The sequence below is a fragment of the Vibrio sp. 10N.222.49.C9 genome, from assembly GCF_041474985.1.
Taxonomy (GTDB): Bacteria; Pseudomonadota; Gammaproteobacteria; order Enterobacterales; family Vibrionaceae; genus Vibrio; species Vibrio crassostreae_C.
In genome coordinates this window covers 1-274 of record NZ_JBFRVD010000673.1, presented here as the reverse complement: position 1 = coordinate 274, position 274 = coordinate 1, and the positions used below count along the sequence as shown (strand labels likewise).

Below are 274 nucleotides of genomic sequence, written 5' to 3'. Positions count from 1 at the left end.
GTTTATAGCCGTGTTTCTAGTGCGGCTCAAAAGCCCGATCTTAAAAACCAGATTGATGCGTTAGAGAAGTTCTGTTCAGCGAATGGATACGCTGTTGATGAGTGGTTATCAGAAACAGGTAGTGGACTTAATTATAAACGCAAGAAGTTCAATAAACTGTTTCTTGATATCGAAATGGGTAAGGTTTCTTTGTTGGTGATTGCTCATAAAGATCGTCTAGTGCGCTTTGGCTTTGAGTGGTTTGAGGCTTTTGCTGAAAGGCATGGATGTGAAG

General features: G+C 40.9%; 1 protein-coding gene. It reads left to right on the top strand.

The window, feature by feature from the left end; translation table 11 throughout:
* A partial coding sequence (locus AB4585_RS25020; RefSeq protein WP_372171454.1) for an IS607 family transposase occupies positions 1-274 on the top strand: 274 nt, incomplete at both ends.